Raw genomic sequence first — 23,127 nt, 5'->3', positions numbered from 1 at the left:
GAAATTTCCTATCCGCTCAAAAATCAATTCGTAACGTGAACGTCTACGCCTTACTCTAACTTTTTAGCTCAAGTAAGGAACTCAAGGGTGATGTTCAAATTCTTCTCCTTAATATCAGGCTTTCACCTTCCCTGAATCGCTGAAGTGGAAATCCACTCTTTTAAGTAAGATAGAATGCTACTATCCCTGTCATCGTTTTATCATGTTTTTTCTAGATTATATGCGATAGGATACAACTTCGTCAAGTCGTCGTTCATCTTAAAAGATAAAAGTATCTTATACTCTAGACTCTTCTTCTTTTGTAGACTTTAATTCTGTTGTATCTAGCTCATATTCCATTAAGTGGTCCCAGTCATCATTCTGAAGCATATCTAATTGAGCTTCAATTAACATTTTAAAACGATTTCTAAATACTTTCGATTGCTTTTTCAAATCTTCTATATCTAGCGCAATCTTCCTTGCTTTAGATAATGATTCATTCACAATCCTATCGGCGTTTTTCTCCGCTTCCCGAATAATTAACTTTGCCTCTTTCTGTGCGTTTCGCTTCACTTCTTCGCCAGCTTCTTGCGCAACAACAATCGACTTATTTAACGTCTCTTCAATCGTATTAAAATGTCCGACTCTTTCATTTAAGTCGTTTAAACGCTCTTCTAATTCCTTCTTCTCACGAATAATGATTTCATAGTCTTTAATCACTTGATCTAAAAACTCATTTACTTCATCTTCATCATATCCACGAAAACCTTTGCTGAACTCTTTGTTATGAATATCTAATGGTGTTAATGGCATAAGGCCACCTCCTAGATCAGTTGGTCAAATTATGTACATTTGTTAACATGTAATTCGACAGTTTCTTGCAGATTCCTGCATAAAATTCGATACACTTTCAATTTTATATCGGTAAAACACTATAATCATTATAGCTAAAAAAGATTATTTTTGTATACCGACAACTACTTTCCATTTTTCTTTCTTCGTTTTTCCCTCTATCGCAATAACCTTACAGCGCCCATAGCCTCTTACTGAAATTGTATCACTCTCACGGCAATCGAATGCTACATTTTCTTTCATTGCCCAATTTACTTTTACTTTTTTTGCAGAAATGAGTTGTTGCGCCTTTTGTCTAGAAAAATTATAAATCGATGCAATAAGCGTATCAAGTCTTAAGGATGACATTGTAAAAACTTTTTCTTGCCACTGCTCTTTTGCATCGATAACAGATGAAAATGGCTTTTCTTCAAGTTGAACAGAAGCTTTCCCAACAGATTCTAATTGCATAGAAATATAAGAGGATACTTCCTTAGAGACAATTACTTGTATCGTATGACCTTCAAACAAAATATCTCCAAATTTACTTCTTTTCAATCCGAGTGACATCAGGCTTCCAAGTACTTGGGGATGCTCGATTAATACGAATTTATGCGGATAATTTACTTGGTATAACTCTAAGCGAAAATCGTCCATTTCCGGTATAAAATAATCAGGAAAAATAAGCGCGCGTTTTCTTTCAGCGTTTCTATGTCCACCGTCAAATTGGACGCGCACATCACTTTGAGAACCAATGATGGTGTGTAAAATATCTTGTTCCCTTGGATCGAGAAAATCTGTAAGCTTAGGCGCATACGTTTGTTCAACCGTTTGTCGCCAACTTAACACTTGATCAATAAACTCTCTCTCTTCCATACGAAAATGTTGATATATATTTGACATTAGCTTACTCCTTTAAAACTGGTTAGGCAAGAAATGCCTAATTTCTCGCTTACCCCTATGTTTACAATTGTATAATAGTATAACATTTATTTTTTTATTTGTTTTACAACTGTCTTAGAATCCGATGATTTGTTATTGATAAAAACAAAATACGAGCTAAGCATTAGCTCGTATTTTTTACATCATCCAAAAAAATATTTGTCTTATTCCGGATGTAGCTAAATTTAATACTAATATCGCTACAATCGGCGAAATATCTAACATCCCACCAATTGGCGGAATGACACGTCTAAATGGTTCAAGAAATGGTTCACAAATTTTTGTTAACATTTGCCCAATACTAGATTCTCTTGCATTCGGAAACCATGACATGAGTATGTATATAATCAATGCCCATGAATAAATCTCCACGGCTGTTATAATAATCGAAAATAAAGTTGCCATATTTAATTTACCACCTCGAGTTTTCTTCTTCATGTTCCTGAATCATTTGTGAAATATTCCCAGATACTTCAACGTTTTCAGGTGTACATAAAAAGATGTCCATTCCAATTTTTTGTATATCTCCACCAATGGCATACACAGTTCCACTTAAAAAATCAACAATGCGCTTTGCCTGGCTTTTATCAATTCTTTGGAGATTAACCACAACTGCTTTTCTATTCTTCAATTGATCAGCAATTTCTTGAGCTTCAGCATAGACCCGTGGCTCCACAAGGACAACTTTTGATGATTTTTGCTGACCGCCTTGTCCTTGAACGGATTGTAAACTTACGACATTTTGTTTTGTTGCAGCGTGCTGCCTTTGAGAAGTCCGCACAGAGGTTGTTTCTTGCTCTTCTTTACGATCCCTACTATTAGCGTAATCATCTTCTCTTGTCTCATAGTTGTCTTCTTCGTCATCTAAAAAGAAATATGATTTAAACTTTGATTTTATACTCATCTGCACCTAGCCTCCTTACTTTTCTTTTCCAACTAAAGCCGTTCCTATACGGACCATTGTTGCCCCTTCTTCAATAGCAATTTGATAATCATTGGACATCCCCATTGATAATTCTTTACACGGTGCATGAGATAATTGAAGGGATAATACTTCTTTCTGAATCAACTTCAAATTTCGAAAACAATTTCTTAATACTGTCTCATCACTTGTAAATGGTGCCATTGTCATAAGACCAACTACTTCTATTTGTTTAAAATCTGACAGTGATTTAACAAAAGGAATGATTTCTTCTTTGGATAACCCTTGCTTCGAATCTTCTCCAGACACATTAACTTGTACAAAGCATTTAATTGGTTTATTCGCTCGCTTTTCAATCTCTTTTGCAAGAGATATGCGATCTAATGAATGGATATAATCCACTTTATTGATGATATTTTTTACTTTTCTAGATTGTAAGCTTCCGATATAATGCCAAACAGCCCCATTTTTAATGACAGCTTGTTTTTCTAATAGGCCTTCATCGCGATTTTCCCCAAGGTTATTAACCCCCGCTGCAATTGCCTCCTGCGCTCTTTCTGTTGATACATATTTTGTCACAGCGATAATTTTCACTTCATCACTAGAACGATTAACTTTCTCACAAACAGCTTGTATATTTTCCTGTATATTCTCTAGGTTTGTTTGTACATTCAAGATGCTATTCCTCCTCACGCAAACCAATAAAGCTCATCAATCTACCCGTTTTTCCGTCATCTCTTCGGTGTGAAAAAAACAAGGATTCATGACAGCTTGTACAATATTCAGTAGTATGAATATTATCTCGTAAAACACCATATTTCTGCAATATGAGCTGATTACATCGTTTTAAATCTAATTGATATTGACCTTTAGCTATTTCATTATATACACTAGGAGCTATTTCTCCTAGGCAATCGTTCACTTTGTTAATTACATAATTATCTACAATATAACAAGAACGACATATACCCGGGCCTATAACAACTTCGACCTCTTGTGGATGAATTCCTTTTTCACGGAAGGCATCAATCGCATTTTTAGCGATTTCAAAGACCGTCCCTTTCCATCCTGCATGAGCAACAGCCATATGCTGACTCTTTGGATGAAAGAAATATAGGGGAATACAGTCTGCGTAACACATGGTTAATAATAAATCTTTTTCATCTGTAAACAAGGCGTCTGTAGCAGCAAATGATGTATCATACTCTTTTGCGCCCTTACCTCTATCTTTAGTTTGAACATATTCAATATGAACACCATGAGTTTGTTCTGCTCCCACCCAATTCTCTAACGGAAATTGTAATTCTTGTGCTAATGCTATTCGATTTTGAATAACATGCACTTGTTGGTCACCTACATGAAAGCCAAAGTTTTGCGATGTGTAAGCTTTGTCACTATACCCATCATTTTTAGTTGTAAACCCACAGGTAAGTCCATATTTTTCAAACCAATGTTTTATAATCAAATATTTTTCATTCGTTAATTGAAATGGCTCCATACACTTTCCCCATTTTTTTCTTTAGTTTACCATATTGCGATTAAGGTTTACAGCTATAACTATCGATTGCTATATTCTTCTTTTGGTTCATTTAATTGATATTGATGAGGAAAACGGACAAGGATCACGTCCTCCCCAATCTTTAAAATATCGCCCCATTCAATCACAATATCCTCCAGCTTATTAAAAAAAGGAAGCATTTTGTTTTGTTGACTAATGAAAATACAGTCTATTTTCCCAGTTGCTACATCGATATCAATATCACTAATAAATCCTAACTTCTTACCATCTGCAACATTAATAACATCTTTCATTTGAAAGCTTGAGATCCTCATCATTTTAAGCGCCTCCTTTTAATACAATATATGTTGAGAAAGATTAAAAATACCGAGTTCATATTTGGTGTGATTTGAGACTAAGTGGATCTCAAGATGTTTACTTATAATATTTGTCAAGCAAGCATTTATTGTAGGTGTATCCTACTTTTTTGCGTAATAGTTCTTCTGCTTTTGTCCGTTTATATAAAACAAATATTTGTATCCAGTTTTACCTATTTGTGTGTATTTTCTATGAGATTTCTTACATTTCCTCTATGCTATGCAAGCTCTAACAGAAGGATCTTTTTTGGATTAGCACTCACATCTATATAAAAAAAGAGCTTAACACATTTGTGTCAAACTCTCCTGGCATATTAGCTTTGAATATTTTTATTCATTTGTTTAATAGCTGCTTTTTCTAAGCGTGAGACCTGAGCCTGAGAAATACCAATTTCTTCAGCAACTTCCATTTGTGTTTTTCCTTGAAAAAACCTTTTGCGTAATATCATTTTTTCTCGATCATTCAGGCGTCTCATGCCTTCTTTTAGTGCAAGTTCTTCCACCCATTGAATATCCTTATTCTTTTCATCACTGAGTTGATCCATTACAAAGATTGGGTCGCCGCCGTCATTATAAATAGGCTCAAAAAGTGATACAGGATCTTGTATTGCATCAAGGGCGAAAACAATTTCTTCATGCGGAATATCCAACTCTTTCGCAATCTCTTCAGCTGTTGGTTCTTTTGAAGTTTTACTCATTAGGCGTTCTCTTACCTGCAAGGCTTTATAGGCGATATCACGTAAGGAACGAGATACCCTTATTGGATTATTATCGCGTAAATATCTACGGATTTCTCCAATAATCATAGGAACAGCATAAGTGGAGAATTTTACATTTTGGCTTAAATCAAAATTATCAATAGATTTCATAAGACCGATACAGCCAACTTGAAATAAGTCATCAACAAATTCACCCCTATTATTAAACCGTTGAATGACACTTAAAACGAGTCGGAGGTTCCCATTTACTAGGCTCTCCCTTGCTGATGTATCTCCATTATGCATTTGCTTGAAGAGTGCTCTCATTTCTTCGTTCTTTAGTACTGGAAGCTTTGATGTATCTACTCCGCAAATTTCTACTTTATTTCGAGTCAATCCCATTCCCTCCTCACAGGAGCTGCTGTACAAAAATCAGTATCTCCGCGAGAAGGAAAAATATGCACAAGAAAAATGCGCATAAATTGCAAAAAAAAGAAATATCCTTTATTTAACAGATATTTCAACGACGAAAAAAATTTTTTTACACCATTTTATTGAATTCTTTTTTCAAACGTTTAATGATTCTTTTTTCTAATCTTGAAATATAGGATTGAGAAATCCCAAGCATATCAGCAACATCTTTTTGTGTTTTTTCCTCATCCTCACCAAGTCCAAAACGCAATTCCATGATCTGTTTTTCTCTATCAGATAATTGATGAAGTGCTTTGATTAAGAGCTTTTTATCGACATTTGCTTCTAAATCCTTAGTGATTATATCTTCCTCTGTGCCAAGAACATCTGATAATAATAATTCATTCCCATCCCAATCAATATTAAGTGGTTCATCAAACGAAACTTCCGAGCGAATTTTGTTATTTCTACGTAAATACATTAATATCTCATTTTCAATACATCGTGAGGCATATGTAGCCAGTTTGATTTTTTTCTCCGGATTAAAAGTATTAACTGCCTTTATTAAGCCAATTGTTCCTATACTAATGAGATCTTCAATATTAATGCCTGTATTCTCAAACTTGCGGGCAATATACACTACTAAACGCAAATTCCGTTCAATTAAAATTGACCTTGCTGCTTGATCTCCTTTAGGAAGCTTGTTTAACAATATTGCTTCTTCTTCTTTACTAAGTGGCGGGGGAAGAGCTTCGCTACCACCTATATAATATATTTCATCTGTCTTTAAACCTAATTTCATTAAAAGCTTATACCAATAATATGATAAGCGAAATTTAAGTTTACGCACTCTTTCTCCTCCCTATAATGGTTTATTTCTCATGCACTTTAACTAACCTTCTTTGCACCTGTTAACATTTTTGGATGTACAATACATTGAAAGCGATTCTCTGGGGACAATTTTTGCATAGTAAATGAAATTAACCCTTTATCCACTGCAATGACTTCATTATCTTTAACCAAAGTAATCTTCTCTGGTTTGAGGGCAAGTCGCATTTGATTATCGTTACCGACCACCTTTGCAGGGATCACTCGGACAACTGACATCCAATCGTTCGGGATTTCCCACCTGCCTTCTATCGCACCATCTGGATCTTTTGCCATTGTTGTAATCGCTTCTGGAAAAGACTCTTTATGCTGGTCAATCGAAACAATCATCACAGGTACTCTTGTTAATGGATCGTAAAGCTGATTACCACTATCTATTAGACCTTGGAACTCATAGGTTTCGCCTTTTAGTTGAATTTGCACATTTACATTCGACTCATAATTGATCTTGGTCATTTCAATAGAATCATAATTTTTCTTTGAAAAATGCCAGGCAATAGGGAAACCTAATAATACGAATAGCCAGCTAATAGGGTCACCAAAGCCCTTTACGGATGCAAGCATCACGGTTGATGTTAGATCTAAATCAAATTGAATAAAATAATGAACAGCAATTAAACTACCACCGATTAAAAAGGTTACTGCATAAAATGTACTTAACGCTTTAATAAAAAAAGTTAATCTTCTAAAACCAAATACAATAAAAACCATGAAAATAGAAAATAACCACTTACCTATTGGATGACTGGAGTATGCATGAATCGGTGTAATGGATAATAAGATTATTATTGAGCCTACCAAACCTCCTGTGGCTATTCTCCATAATTTAACTTCGATTTTCAGAAGAATAGACGTTAAATATAGGAGAAGACTATCAAACAACAAATTTAATGCCCAAATAATATCTAAATAAATGGCCAATCTGCCTTCTTCCCCCCTAAAACTAACAATGTATATTCTTATGGGTGGCTGTCTTATTGATGTGCTAAAAAAAGTATAGCCTATTCATCAAGATAAAGATGTCACTTTCTGTTGGTAAAACAGCAGAAATTTTCACTATTCTTTTCTTTTTTTGTCAGTTTTTTGCGGTCTGTCTCACGTGGGGAAAATGACGAAAATGGGGAAGTTTTTAATGTTACTAACTTTTTAGAGAGTTCTTATCTTTGATTAACATTAATATAGAATAGTATTTTACTAATCGTACATATATTTCTGGGGCATTCTTCTTTTAAAACAAAAAAAGCCAATGTCCTTAAACTTAAGGACATTGGCTTTCTTACACAAATTGAATTATCTTCTGCGGTTACGGTTTCTTAAAAATGTTGGGATATCTAATGTATCTTCTGGGTGTTCCTTTGCTGTATTCCTTGATGGCTGCTCATGTGTGGCAGCTTCTTCCCGCTCACGTTCACGATACGTTTCACGCTTTTGCACCTGTGATCCGACACCAACATTTCCTTTATTCTGGCCGAATGCAGGCTTTGAAGGCTTTGTTTGAATAACTTCTTCATTGAAGCCAGTCGCGATAACTGTTACAACAATCTCATCCTTCAAATCCTCATTGATAACAGAACCAAAGATCATATTAACATCTTGATCTGATGCTGATGCAACAATATCTGCTGCTTCTTGTACTTCATACAAGCTTAAGTTTGATCCGCCTGTAATATTCATTAGAACCCCTTGCGCACCATCAATAGACTTTTCTAATAATGGAGAAGAGATGGCCTTCTTGGCAGCTTCTGCTGCTCGATTTTCTCCTGCAGCTAATCCGATTCCCATAAGTGCAGAACCTTTATTGGACATAATTGTTTTTACATCAGCGAAGTCCAAGTTAATCAAACCAGGTGTGGCAATCAAATCTGAAATACCTTGAACACCTTGGCGAAGAACATTATCTGCTTCACGGAATGCTTCAAGCATCGGTGTACTTTTATCTACAATTTCTAATAAACGATCATTAGGGATAACAATCAATGTATCCACAGCATCTTTCATAGAAGCTATTCCACCAGCTGCTTGAGTAGAACGTTTACGACCTTCAAATGTAAAAGGTCTTGTCACAACACCCACTGTTAAAGCGCCTAAATCACGTGCGATTTGAGCTATAACAGGAGCAGCACCTGTACCTGTTCCTCCGCCCATTCCAGCAGTAACAAATACCATATCTGCACCTTTTAATGCTTCTTCTACTTGCTCTTTACTTTCTTCAGCTGCCTTTTTTCCTACTTCTGGATTGGCACCTGCACCGAGCCCTCTTGTCAATTTACCACCAATTTGCATCTTCACTTCGGCTTTGGATAGGTTTAGCGCTTGAGCATCTGTATTCACTGCAATAAATTCAACACCTTGTACACCATGCTCAATCATGCGGTTAACGGCGTTATTTCCTCCGCCACCAACTCCAATTACTTTTATCGTTGCTAATGAATCTAAATTCGTATCAAATTCCAACATGACAAATCCTCCTAATTCGTCGATATTCCTAAGAACACCTTTTTTTCGATTCGCTCATTTATCTTGATGATTAACTGTTTAATAGCTAACTCACATCTACTGTAAATTTACAATCTGCCTTGCTATTAATCTATTACAATACAATGTTTTGTTTTTGCTACTCGAAAAAGTATCCAAGGAACTTTTTAACTCTTGATGTCACTTTTTGTTCCGGCTCTTTTTCTGTGCTTTTCTTCGGCTGTGTTTGCTTTTGTGTTCTCTTTTCATTTGCTTCAGGCTGATCGACAATTGCCTCCATGTTCTTTCCTTGTATCTTTGCATTTTTATATGCAAACTGTATTAAGCCAACTGCTGTACAATATTGTGGTTCTCTAACCCCAATATAATCAGGTACGGCTATTCTCACTCTATTCTGGAAGACCACTTGAGCAAGTTCTAATACCCCTTGCGTATTTGCAACCCCTCCACATAAGACATAACCACCTGGAAGGTCTGATGCCCCTAGCCTTCTTATCTCATGTTGAATAAGATCAAAGGTTTCTTCCATTCTTGCTTCAATAATATCTGCTATTTCTAGCTGATTAAATTGCTGATGTTGATCACTGCCGATAATTGGTACACTAAATACCTCTTCCTCTGAAGCATGATCATAAAAAGCATACCCATGTTTTATCTTAATTTTTTCAGCATCTTCAGTTGAAGTTCGTAAACCAATCGATAAGTCTTTAGTGATATGTTCTCCTCCAACAGGCAATACACTTGTATCCTTTAGTACCCCATTTTCAAAAATAGCAATCGTTGTTGAACCACCACCTATATCAACAAGTGCCACACCTAAGTTTTTCTCATCTTTCGATAAGGCGAAAGCACCTGCTGCTAACGGCTGAAGGGTAATATCCATAATTTCTAGGCCTGCGCGTTCAACGCATCTAAGCGTATTATGTAATAAAGTTTTAGATCCGGTTATGATGGTACCTTCCATTTCTAACCTTACACCAATCATACCTCTTGGATCATTGATTTCATCTAATCCATCTACAATAAATTGCCTTGGAATAACATCAATAATTTCTCTCTCAGGTGGCACTGATACCACTTGGGCAGCATCCATCACACGCGCTACATCATCATCTGAGATTTCCTTATTTTCACTTGACACGGCGACTACACCGTGAGAAGGCTGAAGCATAACATGGTTACCAGTGATACCTACTATCACTCTTCTAATCTCCATGCCAATCATTCTTTCAGCTTGTTCAATTGCTCTTCTAATAGAATGAACGGTTTCATCTATATCAACAATGGAGCCCTTTCTTAATCCTTCGGAAGCTACATTGCCAACACCAATAATGTTTAAAGAATCATTGACCATCTCACCAATGATTACTTTTACACTGGATGTACCGATGTCAAGGCTGACATATATTTCATTGCTGTTCATTCTGTGGCACCTCCCTTTTTGCGAGTCTACTTTTTTAGTTACTTACTCTTGCAGTTTTCATTATAAAACCTTTATATATTAAACTGATAAACCAAATTTGATATTAATAAAATTATTCGTCAAAACTAAACTATTCCCTTTTTTAAAATCAATTTTTTTCTAAATTTTCATTCTTACTTGTCCACCTGGCTAATAAAATCCTTCGAATAACAGCGATGTTTTGAAATAACCTCACACCGAAGGCAAATACAGCTGCTAAATATAAGTCTACACCAAGATGAACCCCTAGAAAAGCAAGACCTGCTGCAAGCATAATATTAAAGAAAAATCCGGATACAAAGATCTTTTCACTATACACATCTTGTAAATGGGCTCTAATACCACCAAAAAGTGTATCAAGTGCAGCAAGAATAGCGATTGATAAGTAATTGGCGTATTCATCAGGAATTTGAAAATCTGTCATAAACCCGATAAACAACCCGATAAATAAACCTAAGATGGGTAGCCACATTATGAATGTCCTCCTTCGCTCTTCTTGCCCGCCTCCTTCATATCAGTCATTTGAATTGGTTCATTGTAGGCTGGTACAGTAATCTCATTTTCCGCTAGTTGTATATCGAGTGTTAAATTTTCTATAAAAAAGTCTTCTATAGATTTAGAAACTTGCATTCTTTTATACATTTGTTCCGCATCCTGCTCATTTTCTACAATAACCCTCAATTCTAACGGTAAGGCCTGAATAGAATAACCATCTATTTTAGTTATATTATTAATATCTCTTATCACAGTAGAGTTGATTACCCGATGACCACCGATTGCTACTTCTTTCGCACCATAACGGTTGAGTTCATTTAATAACCTCTTCAATAAATCGGGTGTGACCTTGCCCACTTGTGAGCCGATAATCAATTCCTCAGCAATAGGTTGTATCGTTAAAATCAAACCTGGACCTGATTTTTCTGTCAACCCTACTTCTGTTTTGAGCTCATCCAATGTTGTTCTCAGAATCTCTTCCTTATTAGCAGCTATATTATTTTCATATTGCGCTATTTTTTCTTCTTGTGATCTGATTTCCTCTAGCAACTCAAGCCGTAATGCTTCCTCATTTTGCAGATCTTCCCGCAATTGCCATGTATCTCTTGTATCTCTTACATCTGTATTCTTGACCGTTTTAAACTGAATGGCTAGCATGACACCAATTAAGACTGTAATTATCGTAAAACCCCATTGCTTTTTGTTCATCGTTTCACCTATCTTCTTTTTCCATCAATTATTATACCTATCATGATAGAAAAAGCACTAACTACCAATTATCGGGTCCATTATGATTTCTGATTTACTCTCTAATGAAAACTGAATATTTTCATTGACAAGTAAGTCTTTAACACCGCCAGCAATATTTAGTGCCGATGTGAGAACATCCGCATCTCCAATCGCAGATATAACAAATGGGGCTGGGTGTTGCTTCCCGTCCACTTCAATGACTGGTCCGTTACAGACAATATAAGAGGAATGCGTTAAGCGCTGACCATTAATGGCGACAGCTGAAGCACCGGCAATGTATAACTCATTAATAACTTGAAACACATGATGTTCATGTACGATGTAATTATTCGCTGAATCGGCTTGAGGATTGTATTCCCCGTCCAAGAGAGTGACATTTACACCAGGGCCACTCACTTTGACTTTGCCCAAATACATTCGATATTTATCGGCATCCTCGGCAAGATTACTATATACTTGCTCATCTTGAGAGAATTCTTTTTCTATTTTTTGCAGAGCATCTTGTGACTTGTACAATTCTTGTTGAAGGCTAAGATTTTTTTCTTCCAAATCAATCAATTCACGTCTTAATTGCTGATCCCTCTCCCACTGGTTACTCGTTATACTACTGTCACCCTTTGTATCTTTCGCCAATTGAAAGGAATAAGCAATTAGAAAACCTAATCCAATGAAAACAAGTGAAAAGATAACCTGATTATTCTTCAACTTCCTCTTCTTGTTCTTTTTCATTCTCATTAGCTCCCCCTTCGCCATAAGGCTTAAAGTAAGAGCCCACTTCCAAATCAATAATTCCTTTTACTTCGGGATCAAGTTGAGCGACAATTGCCGGGTAATGAGACATTTTATCGACAAAGGTAGCTAATGTAGCGATTACTTCATACCCATCATTCATGTATAGCGTAATTGCCTCTTTATCTGTTTCTTTAGGTGTCGCGTGTATTTCTGAAATTGAATTACGAACTTCTTCTGGTAATTGACCAAGAGACGCAATCATCTTCTCTAACACATTTCCTTCAGAAAATTGAAATAAAATAGGTGCACTGGCTGGGAACTCACTTTCACCTTTTACTGAGAGAGTTTTACCGTTTTCAAGAACGGGTATATAATCCTCACCTTCCATAATATAAGCTACTCGTTTATGTTCTTTCACCGAAATAACGACTGTATTTGGAAACTCAGTTGCTACTTTTACCTCTTTCATTTCTGGTAGTTTTAAAAGCACTTGCTCAATCTCAGCTTCATCAACTTTCCATATATTCATATCTTCAGTTAATCCACTTTGATCTACAATCGTTTCATTGCTGAAGACAGTGTTACCTGATACTTTAATTGCTTTTATATTGCTCAACGGTGACTGGAAATAAACTACTAAGGCAATCAGAAATAAAAAGAAAATAAGTAGGAAAATGAGTCTACGGTTTGCTTTCTTTTTTCTCTGCTGTTTTAATTTAGGAATTCTATCTTCTATGGATACTATTTTTCCTTGTTCCAGCATCATCACCTCGTACATCGTTACTCACAGCATATATCCTTATTTTCGGTTAATTAAACTAATATATTAACATAATGAGATAATATACCTAAATCTTTATTCACTTATCATCATTCTATTGAATGATTATATCACAATAATTGGAATGGAAGTTGGTCTTTTTCGCTACTTACGCCCAATTATTTCAACTTCTGTTTGCAATGCTATGCCCTTCTCTGCTAATACCGTATCCTTCGCATGTTGAATCAGACCCAAAACATCTTCAGCAGTTGCCTGATTACTATTCACGATAAAATTCCCGTGCATTGGCGAGATTTGGGCGCCTCCCAGTGAATGCCCCTTTAAACCAACTGCTTCAATCAGCTGACCAGCATGATGTGGTAGTGGATTTCTAAAAATACTCCCTGCACAAGGGGAATCCCATGGTTGTGTTTCTTTTCGATAAGCCTTATTACGTAACATCCTATCAATAATCGCTTCTTTCTCTCCTTGCACTAAGCGAAAAATCGCTTCAACAACAATGCCAGGTCGTTCTTTTTGTAAAATAGACGTACGATACGAAAATTTCATTTCTTCGTTTGTTAACCAGTGCATTTCACCATTCGGAAAAAGGATATACGCTTTCTCAAGAATAGTTGCGATATCCGATTGATGTGCACCTGCGTTCATAAAGACTGCTCCACCAACAGAACCAGGAATTCCACTTGCAAATTCTAGCCCTGCATACCCTTGTTTACTCACTTTTGTAGCTAATGCTACAAGGGGGTATCCTGCACCGACCCTTAGGAGTTCCTGTTCTAGTTCGAGGTGGGCAAAGCCTTTACCGAATTTAATAACTACTCCCTCAATGCCATCATCAGCTACTAATAAATTAGAGCCTCTTCCTATGACAGTCCATTTCATTTTATGCGAGACAATAACATCCATCGCTTTACGCAAATCTTCTATTGTCCTAGGTTCAATAAAAATATCGGCAGGTCCACCGATTTTCATCGTAGTATGATAAGCAAGCGGTTCTTTTTCTTTCACCGTTCCATTTATAGCGTTTTTCAACTTACTAAATACGCTCTGCATAACATCCGCCCTCTCTGTATCGTCATTCTATATTATGCTAATACCATCAAGAATGGGCTACATTACTACTTGTCTTTCATTAATTTTTTCATGACATTATATAACCGATCGGCTGCATCTGGGACGCCTATCTTCTTTGCAGCAGATTTCATTGCGACAATTTTGTCCTCATCTAATAAAATCCGGTCAATCGATTCAATTAATTTATTCGCACTCAAATCTCCTTCTAGGAGTAATTCTGCTGCGCCATGGTCGCTTAATGCTCTCGCGTTCTTTTCTTGATGATTATTCGTAACATATGGGCTTGGTATTAATATACTTGGGATGCCTAATGACGTTAATTCAGCTAGGGTTGTTGCCCCTGCTCTTGTTACAGCAAGGTCCGTTCCCGCTAATACTTCTGGCATATTATGAATAAAAGGCTTGATTTTGATATTTTCGGGATTTCCAGCCAATTCAGCCTCTTTCTTTACACTTTCATAATGGACCTCACCGGTGATATATAATACTTCATACGGCCTAGATGCTAACTGTGTAAATGTTTTTAACACGGCATCATTAATCGGCCTTGCTCCCCTACTACCACCGAAAATCAAAACAGATGGTTTAGCTGGATCTAGACCCACAGATAATTTACCATTAATGGCATTTTGTCCAAGCACTTCTGTTGCTCTGGGATTACCCGTCATAACTACCTTTCCTTTAGGAAAGCTTGCCACAGCTTCATCAAAGCATACAGCTACTTTATCAACATATTTACTAAGGAACTTATTAGTTAAACCAGGTACACTATTTTGTTCATGAATGATTGTTGGAACCCCCAACTTGGCACCAGCGTATACAACTGGCCCACATACATAACCACCTGTACCAATTACGACATCTGGCTGAAATTCCTTCAACATTTTTTTACTTTCTTGAACACCTTTTAAGAACCGCCAAATCGTTTTCACATTATCTAAAGATAAGCTTCTTTTAAATCCTGAAATTTCAATTGACTGAAAAGGTATATTAGCACGAGGAACAATCGACGCCTCTAGCCCATTTTTAGTACCTATGTATAAGAATTCTGCGTTTTTATCTTGCTTTTGAATTTCTCGAATTAAGGCAAGCGCAGGGTAAATATGTCCACCTGTGCCACCACCACTTAATGCAATTTTCATGCTTTCACCTCAAACAAAGCTGTTAGTTTCCTTACTGTTTACTAGTCTTACTTTATCCTATTCTACTATATTTGCACTGAAAGGAAGAAATGATAACCTACAATGTCATGCAAATGTAATGAATTTGGAAAATCTCTTTCCCTTTTGAAATAAATGAATGTTCTACACTAACAAATTAAACCAAGTAATACCACATAATTGAAGCTTTAACTATATATTCTTTTTTAATTTGCGATTTTCCTATCAGCAAAAAAAGAAACCCTAAAATGGGTTTCATTAATAACGAGAATACCGACTAATATTAAGTAGCACACCAATTGCCATTAACATAAGGGTCAATGAAGAACCTCCATAACTTAAGAATGGTAAAGTGATCCCAGTTACTGGCATTAAACCTGTGACTACTCCAATATTAATCATTACTTGTATGGCAACCATGGCGATAATTCCTACTGCCAAAAAACTACCATATAAATCTGGTGCACCAAGCGCTACTCTAATTCCTCTCCATAAAAGAAGAGCGAAGAGTAAAATCACGAATGTGCCCCCTATAAAACCTAATTCCTCAGATAATATAGCAAAAATGAAATCTGTTTGTGGTTCTGGTAAATAGAAGAATTTCTGTCTGCTTTCTCCTAAACCTAAACCGAATAATCCACCTGGACCAATTGCATAAAGAGATTGTATAATTTGAAATCCACTTCCTAAAGGGTCCTGCCAAGGATCTAAGAAGGAAGTAATTCTTTTGATTCGATAAGGAGCAGAGAGCACTAAAGCAACAAAGCCTCCTATACCGATTAAACCTAAAAATGCGAAATGTTTAATTCTTGCACCTGACACGAATATCATTACAATACAAGTCCCTACCATTACAGTTCCCGTGCCTAAATCAGGCTGTAACATGATTAAGCCGAAAGCAAGAAATACTAGACCTAATGAAGGTACTAACCCCTTCTTAAATGAGGTAATGAGTTTCTGTTTTTCGGAAAGGAACTTAGCGAGAAAAGCAATCATCGCTAGTTTCATAAACTCGGAAGGTTGAATAGAGAATGCACCAACCCCTATCCAACTTCTTGATCCATTTCTAACATTTCCTATACCAGGTATTAATACTAATAATAGCAACACAAAACAAACAATGATGATGACTTTTGCCCATGTTCTCCATGTCCAATAATCGACATTCATAAGAAAGAACATGGCTACTAAACCCACAACTGCAAATAGTAACTGCCTTTTCGCGAAGAAAAAAGCGTCATCAAACTTGTAATCTGCCCAAATGGCACTGGCACTATAAACCATCGTTAGTCCAACAGCTAAGAGCATGAGCGTAACAATAATTAATATCATATCTGGAGTGGCTTTTTTAGTTGGCAAAGTCAACACACCTCTAAATGCAAGTTTTAGGGCTGTTTGCAGTTTCCTCTACCGAACAAAATCAAGCTTAGCTAAAGGAATAGGATCATTTGAACCGGCAGACAAGCCCTTTACTTAAGCTTATGCACCGCTTCTATAAAAATGTCTCCTCTTACTTCAAAAGTTTTATATTGATCCCAACTTGCACACGCGGGCGAAAGTAAGATAATATCTCCTTCTTTTGAAAGGTCAAAAGCCAGTGGCACAGCATCTTCCACATTATTGGCATGTACGATGCTTTTTATCCCTGCACGAGCAGCAGCAGCGTCAATTTTTTCAGCCGTCTCACCGAAAGTTACGACGGCTTTTACATTTGTAAGTGCTGGTATAAGCTCATCAAAGGCATTACCACGATCAAGACCGCCAGCTAGAAGAACAATCGGCTGATCAAAGGCAGCTAAAGCTTTCGTTGTCGCTAAAATATTTGTTGCCTTTGAATCATTATAAAAACGCCTTTTATTCTTTTCGCCAACGAATTGTAGACGGTGCGCTACTCCTTGAAAAGTCGTTAAAACTTGATAGATGGCTTCATTATTAATACCGGACAATTTCGCAGCAATGATACTTGATAGAATGTTTTCTAAGTTATGTGCCCCCGGGAGAACAATATCGGTAATAGATATAATTGCTTCCTCATTAAAGTAAATGATGCCGCCTTTGATATATCCACCTTTTTCCAATTCTCCAGTGGTAGAAAACGGGATAATTGTTGCTTTTGAATGGGCAGCTACTTCCATCACTGCTTCTTGATCAGCATTTACAATGAAGTAATCTTCCTCCGTTTGGTTTTTTGTGATATTCGCTTTTGCACTGATATATTCTTTCATTGTGCCATGATAATCAATATGTGCTTCATAAAGATTGGTTAAAATAGCAATTTTCGGGCGAAATGCTTCAATTCCCATTAATTGAAAAGAAGACAACTCAATAATAATTGTATCTTCCTTCTTCGCGTTTTCCGCAACGATAGAAGATACCTTTCCGATGTTACCAGCAATAAGCGAAGACTTATTAGCAGCCTGAAAAATTTCATTAATGAGCGTTGTCGTTGTTGTTTTCCCATTTGTACCAGTAATAGCAACAAATGGAGCTTGGGATATTTGATAAGCCAGTTCTACTTCCGTAATAACCGGTAACCCTCTATCAATCGCCCCTTGGACAATAGGGTTGCTATATGGAATGCCAGGGTTTTTTACCACATATTCAAACCCTTCATCAAGCAAGTCGACTGGGTGGCTTCCACAAATTACGGTAATACCTTGCTGTAATAAGCTTTGGGCCTCCGGATTTTCATCTAGAGGTTTATAGTCATTTACCGTTACAAAAGCACCTAACTTATGTAGTAGAGATGCCGCACCGACACCACTTTTAGCAAGTCCTAACACGAGTATTTTTTTATGATGATAATGATTCACTGTTTTCATTACATCCACACCTCTACATAGATTCCGAGAATGGCACAAAGAAGACCTACTGTCCAAAATGTCACAACAACGCGCCACTCTGACCACCCTACAAGCTCGTAGTGATGATGTAATGGGCTCATTTTAAATACACGTTTACCTGTTGTCTTGAAAGAAGCTACTTGAATAATCACTGATAATGTTTCAATAACAAATACGAAGCCTATGATTAGTAAGATTAGTTCAAACTTTGTCATGATGGCAATCGCTGCAATTGCTCCACCCAATGCAAGTGATCCTGTATCACCCATAAAAACTTTGGCTGGATGTGCATTGAATACAAGAAATCCAAGAAGTGCACCAACAACTGCTACTGAAAACACTGATACTTCAAATAATGATTGACTCCAAGCTAGGACGGCAAATGCACCAAATGCGATTGCTGCTGTCCCACTTACCAATCCATCTAACCCGTCTGTTAAGTTCACAGCATTTGAAAACCCAACGAGCCAAAAAATAATAAATAAGGCATAGCCCCATCCTAAATCAATGGAAAAATCGGTTAAAGGAATCGCTACTTCTGTACTAAAACCGGTTTGCTTTAATACGAAGAAGAATATTATTGAAATAATAATCTGTCCGATTAGTTTTTGCAATGAAGTTAAACCTAAGTTTCTTTTCATCACTACTTTAATAAAATCATCTAAGAATCCTAATAAACCAAAACCTAAAGTAACGAGAAGCAGCAAATAAGTGGTACTTGTCGGTCCTTGGAATTTAGCAGTCATAATGAGCGTACTTAATGTAATTGAAAATAGAATCATTAAGCCACCCATTGTAGGCGTTCCTGTTTTCTTCTGGTGGGATTTTGGTCCTTCTTCTCTTATGCTTTGACCGAATTTAAGTCTCCTTAAAAAAGGTATGAACAACGGAGAAATGAGTACGGTAATTAAGAAACCTAGGATTATTGTAAATAATATCACTTGCTCCATCATTATTGTTCACAACCTTTAACGGGTATTGAGAATTGTTTTACTTGTTTTTTTCTTAATCGTTTTATCATATATTCTAAACCTTTCAATCATTCATGATCATGTTATTTTTTTAGTCACTTGCTACTTGTTTTCTTTTTTTCAATGGCTTCCTTCGCTACTAATCGATCATCAAAATCAAAATGCTCATGACCAATTATTTGATATGTTTCATGACCTTTACCTGCTATTAGTATACAATCCCCAGGTTCTGCCTGATTCACTGCATATTGTATAGCCTCTTTTCGATCAATAATTGAAACATAAGATTCGTTCTTCACACCAGCTTCCATATCTTTCAAAATACTTTCAGGGTCCTCGGTACGGGGATTATCAGATGTAAATATAGCATCAGTACTATGTTTACAAGTAATTTGAGCCATTAAAGGCCTTTTCGTACGATCTCTATCTCCTCCACAACCGACAACTGTAAAGATTCTTTTCTTTGCTAATTGTTGCACTGTTTTTAATGCATTCTCTAAACTATCTGGCGTATGAGAGTAATCTACAATAACGGTGAAATCTTGATGAGCATCTACCGTTTCGAATCTCCCTGCAACGCCAGCTACACTTTCAACAGACTGGATAATTTGCTCCATAGAAATATTAGAAGCAAAAGCTGCAGCAATACTTGCCAATACATTATATACACTAAATTTTCCTATTAACTGAATATGAAGAGAATAGGTTCCGATTGGACTGTCTAATTCAAATGTGGTGCCAGAAGCATTCATTTCTATATTTCTTGCCCGAAAGTCCGCATCTCGATCAATTCCATACGTTAGTATATATGCGGAAGTTGATTTTTCATAATCATATGACGCTGGATCATCTACGTTCAAAACAGCATATTTCGGTCGATCATAATGATAGGCATTCCCCAGTTGTGCGAACAGAAGGCCTTTAGCACGACGATATTCATCCATAGTATGGTGGTAATCTAGGTGGTCTTGCGTTAAATTTGTAAATACAGCTACATCAAAATCACAACCATGTACTCTACCTTCATCTAATGAATGAGATGACACTTCCATCACTGCTGATGTGACGCCAGTATCTTTCATTTGTTTAAATGTTCTCTGTAAAGTAAGACTCTCAGGCGTAGTGTTTTTAATTTCATATTTTTGCTGACCAATTTTAGTATACATTGTGCCCATCAGACCCGTTTTTTGACCAGCATCTGATAAAATTTTATCAATGATATGTGTTGTCGTTGTTTTCCCATTTGTACCTGTCACACCTATTAAGTGTAACTGTTGACTTGGCTGCCCGTAAAAGGCATCTGAAAGTAAAGATAGTGCTCTTCTTGTACTCTTCACAACAATCACGGGTACCTTTAAGGAGAGCTCTTTCTCAGAAATAACGGCTACTGCTCCTTTTTCGACAGCTGAAGCAGCAAAGTCATGACCATCAACTGTGTAGCCTTTTATACAAACAAATAAGCTACCTTCTTCTACTTTACGGTTATCATTTTCAATTGATTGAATTTCAATATTGTCTACATCATTATATTGAAGATAAGGTTGCAACTTTTGTAGCAACGTATGTAATTTCATAAAACTCCATTCCTCTCATACAAACTTCTCATAAAACATTTTTACGATCATTTTGTCTAACCTATGCGTTAAAGATGATAGGCGTATAATATTTTACATGATTCAGCGATAATTTTCTATGAGTTTCTTATAATTGCCTCGTTTAAACGGTTTTTTCTATAAAAATAATAGCACTTGATCCGCCAAAAGCCTTCTTATCATCCATTATACGCTATTTAAACCCTACTAATTATTGGACTCAACCTCTAGCTCCTTTGTTACATATGCTGATTGATTATAATCATAAACTTAGAAAAAGGCGGCTTTTAATCGCCGCCTTCCTCAGTGTCATCATGCTGTTCATCGTTGAAATAGAGGCGTATGGTGGAACCTTCTTTGATTTTTGTACCAGGAAGAGGCGATTGTTTTACAACTGTATCTCCTTGTCCACTAGCTTCAATTTGAAGGTTAATCATCATCTCACCTAACTCCAATTTTGTTATACCTACTAAATCAGGTACTTCTAAAAGCGGTGTATCTGGCCAAGCATACTCTTTTTCTACTTGATCTTTCCTAGGTTCAACTCCCATAGCTCGTAAGCTATCACCAATAATGTTACCAACAATCGGTGCAGCTACAACACCACCAAATTGGACCGTGCCTTTCGGATTATCAACAGCTGTATAAACGACAATCTCAGGGTCGTCAGCTGGTGCAAAGCCAATAAAGGAAACAATATGGTTGTTTTCTAGATATTTACCACCTTGAGCCTTCTGGGCTGTTCCTGTCTTACCTCCTACTCTATACCCTTCAACAAATGCATTCTTACCTGACCCTTGAGCAACTACGGTTTCTAATGCTCTGCGAATCTCAGTTGATGTCTCTTTTGATATTACCTTTCGTTTCGCTTCAGGTGTGACTTGTTTTAGGACATCGCCTGTTTTAGAATCCACGATTTCTTTAGCAATATATGGTGTATACAATGTTCCACCGTTTATAGCTGCAGAAATGGCGGCAACTTGCTGAATGGGTGTGACTGATACCCCTTGACCAAATGCCGTTGTCGCTTGCTCTACTGGTCCTACTTTATCTAAGTTAAATAGTATTCCTGTAGATTCCCCTTGTAAGTCAATCCCCGTTTTTTCTCCAAAACCAAAATCATGAATATATTTAAATAAAGTGTCTTTTCCTAACCGTTCACCAAGATTAACGAAACCTGGGTTACAAGAATTTTGTACCACTTCTAAATAGGTTTGTGAACCATGTCCACCTTTTTTCCAACAGCGAAGCTTTGCTCCGCCTACTTCTACATAACCTGGATCGTGAAAATGATCATGATCTAGATCAACTTTCCCCTCTTCCAATGCGGCTGCCAATGTAATAATTTTAAAAGTTGATCCTGGTTCGTAGGAGCTCCAAATAGGTAAATTACGATTATACACATCTGCAGATACATTACGAAAATTTGCAGGATCAAATGTCGGTCTACTAGACATTCCGAGAATTTCTCCTGTATTCGGATCCATCGCAATCGCTATTAATCCATCTGGATTATATTTAGCCTCTGCATTGTCAAGTTCTCTTTCAATAATTGTTTGTACTTTTGTATCAACAGTTAACTTTAATGTATCACCGTCAACGGGTGCTTGATAATCATCAGCCATATCATTCATTCTCTGTCCTTTTGCATTTGCATAAAACTTAACCGATCCTTTTTCTCCACTTAGTTCTTTATCGTAGTATAATTCTAGACCCATCAACCCTTGATTATCAACGCCAGCAAAACCGAGCACATGGGATAGATAATCACCAAACGGATAATGCCTTTTAGAATCCTCACCGATATATACACCATCTATATTTAATGACCTTACTTCTTTTGCTTTTTCATGGGTGATTTTTCTGCCACCAGTAATTCTTACACTCGATTGTTTCTCTGTAATTTCTTCAAATACTTTTTCTTTAGATAAATTAAGCGTAGCGGCTAACTTTTCAGCAGCATCGTCAGGCTCGGTAATTTGTCTCGGGACGACGTAAACCGTTGGAGCACTTACATTGGTTGCTAAAGCGACTCCGTTCCGATCAACAATTTCCCCTCTTTCAGGCTCAAAGGGGATATTCCTACTCCATAATTCTTTGGCTCCATCTGTGAGAACATTTCCTATAAAAAATTGGACATAGCCCAAGCGAACATCAATAATTAAAAAAACAAATAACCCAATAAATAATGCAGCAATTAATCTTTTTCGAACGGTTACATTAGATACACGCATAAATGGAACGAA

General features: G+C 36.7%; 23 protein-coding genes and 1 other annotated feature (1 of these 24 running past the window's edge). All 23 genes read right to left on the bottom strand.

Annotation, left to right across the window (positions count from 1 at the left end):
- Nucleotides 1-202: a binding site (T-box leader), on the bottom strand (it extends 50 nt beyond the left edge of the window).
- 74 nt (nt 203-276) lie between these two features.
- The 23 genes from MKX67_RS09745 to MKX67_RS09635 all read right to left on the bottom strand — a co-directional run bounded on the left by MKX67_RS09745 (nt 277) and on the right by MKX67_RS09635 (nt 23,115).
- A complete protein-coding gene (locus tag MKX67_RS09745; protein ID WP_095369599.1) occupies nt 277-792 on the bottom strand; it encodes a DivIVA domain-containing protein in 516 nt (171 codons plus the stop codon).
- 144 nt (nt 793-936) lie between these two features.
- Nucleotides 937-1,713 carry an RNA-binding protein gene (locus MKX67_RS09740; RefSeq protein ID WP_095369600.1) on the bottom strand — a complete coding sequence of 259 codons (777 nt, stop codon included), beginning with the start codon at nt 1,711-1,713 and terminating at the stop codon, nt 937-939.
- Between the two features lie 177 nt (nt 1,714-1,890).
- Complete coding sequence (locus MKX67_RS09735; RefSeq protein ID WP_095369601.1) at nt 1,891-2,157, bottom strand: YggT family protein; 267 nt, start codon at nt 2,155-2,157, stop codon at nt 1,891-1,893.
- Nucleotides 2,158-2,164: 7 nt separating this feature from the next.
- Nucleotides 2,165-2,656 (bottom strand): cell division protein SepF, encoded by a 492-nt coding sequence (locus MKX67_RS09730; protein WP_095369602.1) that lies wholly within the window; start codon nt 2,654-2,656, stop codon nt 2,165-2,167.
- Nucleotides 2,657-2,671: 15 nt separating this feature from the next.
- Nucleotides 2,672-3,349, bottom strand: a complete 678-nt coding sequence (locus MKX67_RS09725; protein ID WP_095369603.1) for a YggS family pyridoxal phosphate-dependent enzyme — start codon at nt 3,347-3,349, stop codon at nt 2,672-2,674.
- 4 nt (nt 3,350-3,353) lie between these two features.
- Nucleotides 3,354-4,172 carry a peptidoglycan editing factor PgeF gene (gene pgeF / locus MKX67_RS09720; protein WP_095369604.1) on the bottom strand — a complete coding sequence of 273 codons (819 nt, stop codon included), beginning with the start codon at nt 4,170-4,172 and terminating at the stop codon, nt 3,354-3,356.
- Between the two features lie 59 nt (nt 4,173-4,231).
- The gene (locus tag MKX67_RS09715) at nt 4,232-4,510 is read right to left on the bottom strand and encodes a YlmC/YmxH family sporulation protein (RefSeq protein WP_095369605.1); all 279 of its coding nucleotides are present in this window, start codon (nt 4,508-4,510) and stop codon (nt 4,232-4,234) included.
- Nucleotides 4,511-4,863: 353 nt separating this feature from the next.
- Nucleotides 4,864-5,643, bottom strand: coding sequence for an RNA polymerase sporulation sigma factor SigG (gene sigG, locus MKX67_RS09710; RefSeq protein WP_095369606.1), 780 nt, complete (start codon nt 5,641-5,643; stop codon nt 4,864-4,866).
- Between the two features lie 145 nt (nt 5,644-5,788).
- Nucleotides 5,789-6,508 carry an RNA polymerase sporulation sigma factor SigE gene (sigE, locus tag MKX67_RS09705; protein WP_095369607.1) on the bottom strand — a complete coding sequence of 240 codons (720 nt, stop codon included), beginning with the start codon at nt 6,506-6,508 and terminating at the stop codon, nt 5,789-5,791.
- Nucleotides 6,509-6,546: 38 nt separating this feature from the next.
- Nucleotides 6,547-7,467 (bottom strand): sigma-E processing peptidase SpoIIGA, encoded by a 921-nt coding sequence (gene spoIIGA, locus MKX67_RS09700; protein WP_095369608.1) that lies wholly within the window; start codon nt 7,465-7,467, stop codon nt 6,547-6,549.
- Between the two features lie 369 nt (nt 7,468-7,836).
- Nucleotides 7,837-9,003 carry a cell division protein FtsZ gene (ftsZ, locus tag MKX67_RS09695; RefSeq protein WP_095369609.1) on the bottom strand — a complete coding sequence of 389 codons (1,167 nt, stop codon included), beginning with the start codon at nt 9,001-9,003 and terminating at the stop codon, nt 7,837-7,839.
- Nucleotides 9,004-9,160: 157 nt separating this feature from the next.
- Entirely contained in the window at nt 9,161-10,444 is a 1,284-nt protein-coding gene (ftsA, locus tag MKX67_RS09690; protein WP_095369610.1) for a cell division protein FtsA, read from the bottom strand.
- A 148-nt stretch (nt 10,445-10,592) separates the two neighbouring features.
- Entirely contained in the window at nt 10,593-10,955 is a 363-nt protein-coding gene (locus MKX67_RS09685) for a small basic family protein (RefSeq protein ID WP_095369611.1), read from the bottom strand.
- Nucleotides 10,955-11,686: a DUF881 domain-containing protein gene (locus MKX67_RS09680; RefSeq protein ID WP_307314552.1), complete on the bottom strand. Its 732-nt coding sequence runs from the start codon at nt 11,684-11,686 to the stop codon at nt 10,955-10,957. The genes MKX67_RS09685 and MKX67_RS09680 overlap by 1 nt, the downstream gene beginning before the upstream one ends.
- Before the next feature lie 57 nt (nt 11,687-11,743).
- A complete protein-coding gene (locus tag MKX67_RS09675) occupies nt 11,744-12,457 on the bottom strand; it encodes a DUF881 domain-containing protein (protein WP_095373479.1) in 714 nt (237 codons plus the stop codon).
- Nucleotides 12,423-13,223, bottom strand: coding sequence for a cell division protein FtsQ/DivIB (locus MKX67_RS09670; protein ID WP_307314556.1), 801 nt, complete (start codon nt 13,221-13,223; stop codon nt 12,423-12,425). Before MKX67_RS09670 ends, MKX67_RS09675 begins: the two co-directional genes overlap by 35 nt.
- A gap of 162 nt (nt 13,224-13,385) precedes the next feature.
- On the bottom strand, nt 13,386-14,294 hold the full coding sequence (gene murB, locus MKX67_RS09665) for a UDP-N-acetylmuramate dehydrogenase (RefSeq protein ID WP_095369613.1): 909 nt from the start codon (nt 14,292-14,294) through the stop codon (nt 13,386-13,388).
- Nucleotides 14,295-14,359: 65 nt separating this feature from the next.
- Entirely contained in the window at nt 14,360-15,457 is a 1,098-nt protein-coding gene (gene murG / locus MKX67_RS09660; RefSeq protein ID WP_095369614.1) for an undecaprenyldiphospho-muramoylpentapeptide beta-N-acetylglucosaminyltransferase, read from the bottom strand.
- A gap of 276 nt (nt 15,458-15,733) precedes the next feature.
- Nucleotides 15,734-16,834, bottom strand: a complete 1,101-nt coding sequence (gene spoVE, locus MKX67_RS09655; RefSeq protein WP_095369615.1) for a stage V sporulation protein E — start codon at nt 16,832-16,834, stop codon at nt 15,734-15,736.
- Nucleotides 16,835-16,944: 110 nt separating this feature from the next.
- Nucleotides 16,945-18,297, bottom strand: a complete 1,353-nt coding sequence (gene murD, locus MKX67_RS09650; protein WP_322909209.1) for a UDP-N-acetylmuramoyl-L-alanine--D-glutamate ligase — start codon at nt 18,295-18,297, stop codon at nt 16,945-16,947.
- Nucleotides 18,297-19,271 carry a phospho-N-acetylmuramoyl-pentapeptide-transferase gene (mraY, locus tag MKX67_RS09645; RefSeq protein ID WP_095369616.1) on the bottom strand — a complete coding sequence of 325 codons (975 nt, stop codon included), beginning with the start codon at nt 19,269-19,271 and terminating at the stop codon, nt 18,297-18,299. The genes murD and mraY overlap by 1 nt, the downstream gene beginning before the upstream one ends.
- A 113-nt stretch (nt 19,272-19,384) precedes the next feature.
- Nucleotides 19,385-20,863 (bottom strand): UDP-N-acetylmuramoyl-L-alanyl-D-glutamate--2,6-diaminopimelate ligase, encoded by a 1,479-nt coding sequence (locus MKX67_RS09640; RefSeq protein ID WP_307314562.1) that lies wholly within the window; start codon nt 20,861-20,863, stop codon nt 19,385-19,387.
- A gap of 305 nt (nt 20,864-21,168) precedes the next feature.
- The gene (locus MKX67_RS09635; protein ID WP_095369618.1) at nt 21,169-23,115 is read right to left on the bottom strand and encodes a stage V sporulation protein D; all 1,947 of its coding nucleotides are present in this window, start codon (nt 23,113-23,115) and stop codon (nt 21,169-21,171) included.
- Nucleotides 23,116-23,127 lie beyond the last annotated feature (12 nt).

Origin of the sequence: Cytobacillus sp. FSL W7-1323 (genome assembly GCF_038595015.1) — a bacterium.
GTDB classification, from domain to species: Bacteria; Bacillota; Bacilli; order Bacillales; family Cytobacillaceae; genus Cytobacillus; species Cytobacillus kochii.
The sequence above is the reverse complement of the archived record's forward strand: the minus strand, read 5'-3'. Positions and strand labels throughout refer to the sequence as shown.

Bases quoted from the DNA above. Each gene is read 5' to 3' on its own strand.
- MKX67_RS09635 (WP_095369618.1), bottom strand. From the start codon at position 23,115: ATGCGTGTATCTAATGTAACCGTTCGAAAAAGATTAATTGCTGCATTA.
- ftsZ (WP_095369609.1), bottom strand. From the start codon at position 9,003: ATGTTGGAATTTGATACGAATTTAGATTCATTAGCAACGATAAAAGTA.
- pgeF (WP_095369604.1), bottom strand. From the start codon at position 4,172: ATGGAGCCATTTCAATTAACGAATGAAAAATATTTGATTATAAAACAT.
- MKX67_RS09715 (WP_095369605.1), bottom strand. From the start codon at position 4,510: ATGATGAGGATCTCAAGCTTTCAAATGAAAGATGTTATTAATGTTGCA.
- murB (WP_095369613.1), bottom strand. From the start codon at position 14,294: ATGCAGAGCGTATTTAGTAAGTTGAAAAACGCTATAAATGGAACGGTG.
- MKX67_RS09730 (WP_095369602.1), bottom strand. From the start codon at position 2,656: ATGAGTATAAAATCAAAGTTTAAATCATATTTCTTTTTAGATGACGAA.
- ftsA (WP_095369610.1), bottom strand. From the start codon at position 10,444: ATGAACAGCAATGAAATATATGTCAGCCTTGACATCGGTACATCCAGT.
- MKX67_RS09675 (WP_095373479.1), bottom strand. From the start codon at position 12,457: ATGAAAAAGAACAAGAAGAGGAAGTTGAAGAATAATCAGGTTATCTTT.
- murD (WP_322909209.1), bottom strand. From the start codon at position 18,297: ATGAAAACAGTGAATCATTATCATCATAAAAAAATACTCGTGTTAGGA.
- MKX67_RS09670 (WP_307314556.1), bottom strand. From the start codon at position 13,223: ATGCTGGAACAAGGAAAAATAGTATCCATAGAAGATAGAATTCCTAAA.
- MKX67_RS09740 (WP_095369600.1), bottom strand. From the start codon at position 1,713: ATGTCAAATATATATCAACATTTTCGTATGGAAGAGAGAGAGTTTATT.
- MKX67_RS09685 (WP_095369611.1), bottom strand. From the start codon at position 10,955: ATGTGGCTACCCATCTTAGGTTTATTTATCGGGTTGTTTATCGGGTTT.
- mraY (WP_095369616.1), bottom strand. From the start codon at position 19,271: ATGATGGAGCAAGTGATATTATTTACAATAATCCTAGGTTTCTTAATT.
- murG (WP_095369614.1), bottom strand. From the start codon at position 15,457: ATGAAAATTGCATTAAGTGGTGGTGGCACAGGTGGACATATTTACCCT.
- MKX67_RS09735 (WP_095369601.1), bottom strand. From the start codon at position 2,157: ATGGCAACTTTATTTTCGATTATTATAACAGCCGTGGAGATTTATTCA.
- MKX67_RS09680 (WP_307314552.1), bottom strand. From the start codon at position 11,686: ATGAACAAAAAGCAATGGGGTTTTACGATAATTACAGTCTTAATTGGT.
- MKX67_RS09745 (WP_095369599.1), bottom strand. From the start codon at position 792: ATGCCATTAACACCATTAGATATTCATAACAAAGAGTTCAGCAAAGGT.
- MKX67_RS09640 (WP_307314562.1), bottom strand. From the start codon at position 20,863: ATGAAATTACATACGTTGCTACAAAAGTTGCAACCTTATCTTCAATAT.